The 5961-nt window shown below is 65.5% G+C and carries 2 protein-coding genes; one reads left to right on the top strand and one right to left on the bottom strand.

Features of this window, described 5'->3' with window-relative positions:
• Positions 1-105 precede the first annotated feature (105 nt).
• Positions 106-648 carry an NADPH-dependent FMN reductase gene (locus F4V58_RS01090; protein WP_075732626.1) on the bottom strand — a complete coding sequence of 181 codons (543 nt, stop codon included), beginning with the start codon at positions 646-648 and terminating at the stop codon, positions 106-108.
• A gap of 205 nt (positions 649-853) precedes the next feature.
• Here F4V58_RS01090 and F4V58_RS01085 point away from each other — a divergent pair.
• On the top strand, positions 854-5961 hold a 5108-nt coding region (locus F4V58_RS01085; protein WP_150385659.1), incomplete at its 3' end, for a fatty acid synthase subunit beta domain-containing protein.

Raw genomic sequence — 5961 nt, 5'->3', positions numbered from 1 at the left:
AACCCGGCCCGCAGCCGCACCCGCGCCGGCCAGCGCACCAGCCAGGCCAACCCGGCCCGCAGCCGCACCAGGGCCGGCCAGCGCACCAGGGCAGTAGGACCCCTCCTACTGCCCTACTAGTGCTGCCTCGAGGTCATCGAGCAGCAATTCCAGCCTCTGCGCGCTGGCGGGGGCGGGGTGGAACTTGCCCTCGTCGAACTCCTCCGGAAGCGAAATCACCACGTCGTTGCGCACCGCAGTCATGGAGAAATTACGGATAATCCGGCGCCATTCATCAATCACGTGAATCCCGCCGGAGAACCCATAGCCCACAAACGCGATGGCCTTTTCTTTCCACTCCGGGCCCAGGCTGTCAAAGGCGTTCTTGAACGGCCCGGGCACAGAACCGTTGTACTCCGGGGTGACAAAGATGAAACCGTCGAGCGCGTCAATGGCCTGGGACCACTCGGTCACGCGCGGGTCCTCGTATTCCCGGCCGGCGGCCATGGGCGGGGTGGCCGCGGTCAAAATGGGAACGTCAAACTCGCGTAGGTCAACCACGCGGTAGTCGTGTTCGCGCCCGCCGGCGGTTTCGGCCACCCAGCGGCCAATCTGACCGCCGTTTCTTTCCGCGCGCGTGGACCCAATAATGATGCCAATTGTGGCCATGTTTTTGCCTTTCTTCTCCTAAACTTCCCCCACCCTACCGCATTTCCGCAGGCCACGGGGGTAGCACCCCGAATACTACACAATCGCCCAAGACATGAGAAAAACCTCACATTCTGCCCGCGAGTTGCCCCTAACTTACGCAAAAGTAGGCTACGGTTACGTAGTCATAAATGTTCGTATGCAAAACCTAAACAGTGAGGAACACATGTCGCTGACTCCCTTGAACTCCTTGAAGAACCCGGCCTACCTATTCGCGGGCCAAGGAACCAACTGGCAAGCCGCCCTAAACCTGGCGCCGCACGAGACCGCGCGCCTGCGCACTTTGCTTGCCGATGCCCGCCAGCGCCTGGCCCCAGTCGCCCGCACGGTGGCATCGACGTGCCCGGGCGTCTTCGAGCGCCTGGAGGCCCTGCTGGACGGCGGCGCCACCCCCGTGTCCTCGGACGCGCTCCCGGCGTACTCCGTCCCCGGCATCGTCCTGGGCCAAATCGCGGCCGTGAACCACCTGCGCGACCTGGGCCTGGAAACCACCAAGGCCGTTGGCCATTCCCAGGGCAGCCTGGGCGTGTTGGCGCTGGAAGCCCCGGAGGAAGCGCTGACCCTGGCCCTGCTCATGGGCACCGCGGCGGCCGCAACTCACGGCGGCAACAACACCGCAGCGCACATGCTGGCCATCCGCGGGCTAGAGCGCGGCTTCATCGAAGACAACCTGCGCGGCCAGGCGGCCATCTCCGTTATCAACGGCCCGCGCGCCTTCGCCCTCTCCGGCAGCCCGGCAGACTTGAAGGCCACGCAGGCCGCCGTGGAGCAGGCCGCGCAGCAGTTTAATAAGGTGCTGGACTCCCGGCCCATCGGCGGCGATGAGCTAGAGCCCAAGTTCGACTTCCTGGACGTGGCGCTGCCTTTCCACCACACCTCCCTTGAGCCGGCAGCCGAGCTGACTGAGAAGTGGGCCAAGGAGTGCGGCATCGACGACCGTGGCCTGGCGCGCGACATCCTGGTCAACGTCCATGACTGGCCGGCCACCGTAGCCAAGCTGGACGCGGATGAGCTCATCAGCTTAGACGGCCCCCTGGCGCGGATTACCACCCCGCTTATCAACGGCACCGGCCGGATCATCGTGCTAGCCGACACCCCGGCCGCGCGCGACGCCCTAGCCACGCCGGGCACGCAGCTGCCCACCGCCGTGAACTACCAGGACTTCGCGCCGCGCCTTATCACCTTGCCCGACGGCAAGACCTACACCCAGACGCGTTTTTCCGATCTCACCGGTCTTAGCCCCATCATCCTGGGCGGCATGACGCCTACGTCCGCTGACGGCGAAATCGTGGCCGCGGCCGCCAACGCCGGCTACTGGACGGAACTGGCCGGCGGCGGCATGTACTCCGATGAGGTATTCAAAAAGCACCTCGCCGTGCTGGAGGAGCACCTCAACCCGGGGCGTACCGCGCAGTTCAACACCATGTTCTTCGACCGCTTCCTGTGGAACCTGCACTTTGGCCAGGCCCGCCTGGTGCCCAAAGCCCGCGCGGCCGGCGCGCCGTTTAACGGCGTGTGCGTTTCCGCCGGCATCCCGGAGGTAGACGAGGCCGGGGAGATCATGGATCAGCTCCACGCGGACGGCTTCCCCTATATCTCCTTCAAGCCCGGCACCGCCAAGCAGATCCGCGACGTGGTCAAGATTGCCGCGGCTTACCCGGAGACCAAGATCATTATCCAGGTCGAAGACGGCCACGCCGGCGGGCACCACTCCTGGGTCAACCTCGATGACATGCTGCTAGAGACCTACGCCCTGGTGCGCAACCACCCCAACGCGGTGCTGGCCGTGGGCGGCGGCATTTACTCCCCGGAGCGCGCCGCGACTTACATCACCGGCTCCTGGTCCACCCAGTACGGCCTGCCCGCCATGCCGGTCGATGCCGTCTTCATTGGCACCGTTGCCATGGCCACCAAGGAAGCCAAAGCCACCGACTCTGTCAAGGACCTCTTGGTTAACACCAAGGGCGTATCCCCGGAAGAAAACGGCGGCTGGGTAGGCCGCGGCCAGGGCGTGGGCGGCGTAGCCTCTTCCCAGTCGCACCTGTTGGCGGACATCCACGACCTGGACAACGCTTTTGCCAAGGCCTCGCGCCTGATTACTTCGCTGGATATCTCCGAGTACTCCGAGCGCCGCGATGAGATCATCGCCGCGCTGAACAAGACCTCCAAGCCGTACTTTGGGGACATCGAAAAGATGACGTACGCGCAGTGGGTGGAGCGCTTCGTGGAGCTTGCCCACCCGTTCGTGGACCCCATGTGGGGCAAGCGTTACCTGGACTTGCTGCACCGCGTGGAGGCGCGCCTTCATGACGCGGACCACGGCCAGATTGAAACCCTGTTCCCGGAAGCTGACTTTGACGCCTCCCAGGCACCGGAGCTAGCTGCCAAGCTGCTGGAGGCTTACCCGGAGGCTAAGAACACCACCGTCTCCCCGCGCGATGCCGCCTGGTGGATTGCCCTGCACTACAAGTACGTCAAGCCCATGCCGTGGGTTCCCGCCATTGACGGTGATTTGAAGACCTGGTTTGGCAAGGACACGCTGTGGCAGGCGCAGGATTCGCGCTACACCGCTGACCAGGTGCGTATTATCCCCGGCCCGGTGGCCGTAGCCGGTATCACCAAGAAGAACGAGCCCGTAGCTGACCTGTTGGGCCGTTTTGAGGCCGCCGCCACCAACGCCCTGGAGTCCGCCGGCACCACCGCGCAGCCGGTATTCTCCCGCCTGGGATCCGCCCAGGATGAGAAGGAATTCATCCTAAACGCCCCCACCATTTTGTGGCACGGGCACCTGATGGCCAACCCGGCTTTTGAGATGCAGCCGGAGGCCTTCGAGCTGCGCCAGGACGCCGACGGCAACTGGGAAATTGTCATCACTTCCGATTCCTACTGGGACAACCTGCCGGAAGATGAGCGCCCGTTCTACGTCAAGTCCGTGACCGTTCCCCTGGACTTGCCGGCAGACGTCTCCACCGGCGGCTCCCCCGTAGTCTCTGAGGAGCGCCTGCCTGCCAGCGTCTTCGCGCTGCTAGAAGGCCTGGCCGGCGTGGGTTCGATGTCCGAGCAAGGCGACTTTATCGAGTCCATGCCGGTAATCGAAGAAGGCTCCATCTCCGCCGATGCCCCCTTTGGGCTCGCTCACTACTCCTTCACCCTGCCCGCATCCTTGCTGCAGGCGCACACCAACGTCACCGGCGCCGGCCTGCCGGTAGAAACCGTAGGCTCCAATAACCCGACCGTGGGCACCCCGGACGTGCTGGTGGGCCCGTGCTGGCCGGCCATCTACACCGCGCTGGGCTCCGGCAAGCTCGAAGACGGCTACCCCGTCATTGAGGGCCTGCTCAACGCCGTGCACCTGGATCACCTGGTGGACCTGCGCATCCCGCTGGAAGAGCTGGCCAACGGCCGCCGGATTGACGTGACGTCTAAGTGCACCTCCATCGCGGAGTCGGTCTCCGGGCGGATTGTCACCGTGGAGCTGGAGCTGCGCGACCACGATACCAAGGACGTGGTTGCCACCCAGATGCAGCGCTTTGCCATCCGCGGGCGCGCCACCGGCACCAATACCCCGGTGCCCGCGCCGGAGTGGGGCGGCGGCAAGTCCGCGGGCCTGGTGGAGTCCACCCCGCGGTCTTTCATCGACCGCGCTACCGTGACCGCGCCGGCGGATATGACCCCGTTCGCGCTGGTCTCTGGTGACTACAACCCCATCCACTCCTCCTACTACGCCGCCCAGCTGGTGGATTTGGAGGCCCCGCTGGTGCACGGCATGTGGCTGTCTGCCACCGCCCAGCACCTGGCGGCACGCCACGGCAACGTGGTGGGCTGGACCTATTCCATGTACGGCATGGTGCAGCTTGGCGACGAGGTGGAAATCACCGTCGAGCGCGTGGGCCGCAAGGGCATCCACGCCGCGCTTGAGGTCACCTGCCGCATTGACGGGGAGGTCGTCTCCCGCGGCCAGGCCCTCCTGGCAGCGCCAAAGACCGCGTACGTCTACCCCGGCCAGGGCATCCAGGCCGAGGGCATGGGCTCAGGCGACCGCGCCGCGTCCGCCGAGGCCCGCGAAATCTGGGCCCGCGCAGACCGCCACACCCGCGAGAACCTGGGCTTTTCCATCCAGCAGATTGTGGATGACAACCCCACCACCATCGACGTGCGCGGCACCACCTTCCGCCATCCGCAGGGCGTGCTGCACTTAACGCAGTTCACCCAGGTGGCACTGGCCGTGGTGGCCTACGCCCAGACTGAGCGCCTGCGCGCGGCCAACGCCATCGCGCCTACTTCTTTCTACGCCGGGCACTCCCTGGGCGAGTACACCGCGCTGGCGTCTCTGGCCAACATGTTTGAGCTCGAAGGCGTCATTGACGTGGTCTACTCCCGCGGCTCCGCCATGGGCGACCTGGTCGACCGCGACGCGGACGGCAACTCCAACTACGCCATGGCCGCGCTGCGCCCGAATATGGTGGACCCCAGTCCGGACTTTGACGTGGACGCCTACGTCAACCAGGTGTCTGCGGACACCGGCGAGTTCCTCGAAATCGTCAACTACAACATCCGCGGCCAGCAGTATTCCATCGCGGGCACCAAGGCCGGCATCAAGGCCCTGGTGGACCGCGCCAACGCCGTGACCCCGCGCGCCGGCATCTTGGTTCCGGGCATTGACGTGCCTTTCCACTCCCGCGTGCTGCGCGACGGCGTTCCGGCCTTTGCGGACAAGCTCGACGAGCTCCTGCCGCAGAAGCTGGACCTAGACGCCCTGGTGGGCCGCTACATTCCTAACCTGGTGGCCCGCCCGTTTGAGCTCACGCAGGACTTCATCGACGCGGTCCGCCCGCTTGCGCCTTCGGGCAAGCTGGACGGCCTGAAGGTGGATGACCTGCCTGAGCACGAGCTGGCTCGCCTGCTGGTCATCGAGCTTCTATCCTGGCAGTTCGCTTCCCCGGTGCGCTGGATTGAGACCCAGGAGTTCCTCTTTGACCACGTGGAGCAGATAATTGAGGTGGGCTTGGCTTCCTCGCCAACGCTGACCAACTTGGCTTCCCGCTCCATGGCGGTGGCTGGCGTTACCGGCATTGATGTCTACAACGTCGAGCGCGACCAGGACCAGGTCATGTTGCAGGACGTGCAGCAGGCCCCGGCCGCGCCCGCCCCCGCCGATACTTCTGATGCCGCCCCTGCCGCACCAGCCACATCCGCGCCAGCCACATCCGCGCCGGCTGCGCAGGCCCCGGCAGACGCTGCATCCGCCGACGCCGCAGCTGACGCCGCAGCGCC

This window comes from Corynebacterium phocae (genome assembly GCF_008693075.1).
Taxonomy (GTDB): Bacteria; Actinomycetota; Actinomycetes; order Mycobacteriales; family Mycobacteriaceae; genus Corynebacterium; species Corynebacterium phocae.
This window is presented reverse-complemented; position numbering and strand designations above follow the sequence as displayed.

Bases quoted from the DNA above. Each gene is read 5' to 3' on its own strand.
- F4V58_RS01090 (WP_075732626.1), bottom strand. From the start codon at position 648: ATGGCCACAATTGGCATCATTATTGGGTCCACGCGCGCGGAAAGAAAC.